This is a genomic window from Flavobacterium sp. (assembly GCF_023151265.1).
Taxonomy (GTDB): Bacteria; Bacteroidota; Bacteroidia; order Flavobacteriales; family Flavobacteriaceae; genus Flavobacterium.
Genome location: NZ_JAKLJH010000215.1, coordinates 1 through 2266, shown reverse-complemented (window position 1 = coordinate 2266; position 2266 = coordinate 1). Strand labels below are relative to the sequence as shown.

Here is a 2266-nt window from a genome sequence, read left to right as displayed (position 1 = left end):
GAAGCTACATCTAATGTGAAAACGTATGCTGAGGAAATTCAAATGTATGTAGATAACTTTAAAGAAATTGCTAAGAGTAACATGAAAACACATGGAATTCCGGCAAGTATTACATTAGCGCAAGGAATTTTAGAATCGGGTGCAGGGAAAGGGAAATTAGCACAATCAGCTAACAATCATTTCGGAATTAAATGTCATACGGGTTGGACAGGTGAAAGTGTTAAACATGATGATGATGCAGCACAAGAATGTTTCAGAAAGTACGAGCATCCATCAGAGTCTTATCGCGATCATTCTTTGTTTCTAACATCAAGAACTCGATATTCAAATTTATTTAAATTAGATAAAGGCGATTACGAGTCTTGGGCAAAAGGATTAAAAGCCGCAGGATATGCAACCGATGTAAAATATCCAGATAAATTAATTGGATTAATTGAACGTTTCGAATTGTACAAATACGATAACGAAGTGCTAAGTCGCGATTTTAAACCGTCAAAAAAAGAAATGATTTTGGCACAAGGAGCAGATTATTATACCATTCAACAAGGTGATACTTTGTATTCTCTTTCAAGAAGATTTAATCTTACGGTTGACGATTTAAAAAAGTTAAATAATATGTCTGATAATGCCATTTCAATTGGGCAACAAATCAAAATAAAATAATGTTATATAAAAGAAGTAGCGAATTATTTGTTGAAGCAAACAAAGTAATTCCGGGTGGAGTAAACTCTCCAGTAAGAGCATTTAAAGGAGTAGGTGGTACTCCTATTTTTGTTAAAGAAGCTAAAGGCGCCTATTTATATGATGAAGACGGCAATAGATTAATAGATTATATCAACTCATGGGGTCCTATGATTTTAGGTCATGCTTATGAACCTGTAGTTAATGCCGTTATCGAAAAAGCAAAAAAAGGAACTTCATTTGGTATGCCAACCGAATTAGAAACTCAAATTGCACAGCTAGCAGTTTCTATGGTTCCAAACATCGATAAAATTCGTTTTGTAAATTCAGGTACCGAAGCTTGTATGAGTGCCATTCGTTTAGCAAGAGGATATACAAAGCGCGATAAAATCATTAAATTTTCAGGATGTTATCATGGGCATTCTGATTCGTTTTTAATTGCAGCAGGAAGTGGTTTGAGTACATTTGGTGTGCCAAATTCTCCAGGTGTTACAGAAGGAACCGCTAAAGACACCTTGTTAGCATCTTATAATGATATTGAAAATGTAAAAGCATTATTTGAAGCAAATAAAAATGAAATTGCAGCTATTATCATTGAGCCAGTTGCGGGAAATATGGGTTGTATTCCACCTGCGAAAGGGTTTTTAGAAGCTTTAAGAAGTGTTTGTTCTGAGAATGGAGCTTTGTTAATTTTTGACGAAGTTATGACAGGATTTCGTTTAGCAAAAGGAGGAGCTCAAGAATTATATGGAATTCAAGCGGATATCGTTTGTTTTGGAAAAGTAATTGGTGGTGGATTACCAGTTGGAGCTTTTGCTGCAAGAGAAGAAATAATGAATCATTTAGCTCCATTAGGAGCTGTTTATCAAGCTGGAACTTTATCTGGAAACCCATTGGCAATGGCTGCAGGATTTGAAATGTTGAAATCGCTAAATTCTGATTCTACTATTTTTTCTCGATTAGAAGAAAAAACGTCTTATTTAGAAAAAGGAATCCGAAAAGTTTTAACTGATGCTAATGTTGTCTTTACTATTAATAGAGTAGGTTCTATGATTTCGGTTCATTTTGATGCTAATCCTGTTTATGATTTTGCAACAGCTAAAAATGGAGATAATGAAAGCTTTAAGAAATTCTTTCATGGATTGTTAAAACGCGGGGTTTACATTGCGCCATCAGCTTATGAAACTTGGTTTATTACTGATGCGTTAACGTATGAAGATTTAGATTTTACCATAAACGCAATTGCAGACACAGCAAAAGAGTTATAAAAAAAGTCCCGATTTAATCGGGACTTTTTTTTAATGAGTTAACTGGTGAAGTAAATTAGGTTGATTTGCAACTTTCTCCATTTGTTCTGGAGATAATGTAGCTCTAAGTTTAGCTTCAATAATAGTACTAACTTGTTCTTTATCTCTAGTTTCTTTAGCCTTGTTCAATGCTTCATGCTTGTAAAGAAACAATCCATTTAAATCTTTAATCTTTTGTTCATCTAACTGAATTAATTTAGTCAATGTATGAGTGTCTTTCTTTGCTAAATCATTAAAATCAACTTTTCTAGTTTCAACTACTTCTGTTGATTGTTTTC

3 protein-coding genes are annotated in these 2266 nt (G+C 33.8%); 2 read left to right on the top strand and 1 reads right to left on the bottom strand.

The window, feature by feature from the left end; genetic code table 11:
* Together L6Q46_RS13680 and hemL are read left to right on the top strand one after the other, a co-directional pair.
* Positions 1 to 663: glucosaminidase domain-containing protein (locus L6Q46_RS13680; RefSeq protein WP_291284774.1), on the top strand; the 663-nt coding region annotated here is incomplete at its 5' end.
* Positions 663 to 1949 (top strand): glutamate-1-semialdehyde 2,1-aminomutase, encoded by a 1287-nt coding sequence (hemL, locus tag L6Q46_RS13675; protein ID WP_291284773.1) that lies wholly within the window; start codon positions 663 to 665, stop codon positions 1947 to 1949. The genes L6Q46_RS13680 and hemL, both read left to right, overlap by 1 nt.
* Positions 1950 to 1979: 30 nt before the next feature.
* On the opposite strand, the gene L6Q46_RS13670 is transcribed toward hemL, so the two are convergent.
* Positions 1980 to 2266: hypothetical protein (locus tag L6Q46_RS13670; RefSeq protein WP_291284772.1), on the bottom strand; the 287-nt coding region annotated here is incomplete at its 5' end.

Coding starts and splice junctions, on each gene's coding strand:
- hemL (WP_291284773.1), top strand. CDS start 663: ATGTTATATAAAAGAAGTAGCGAATTATTTGTTGAAGCAAACAAAGTA.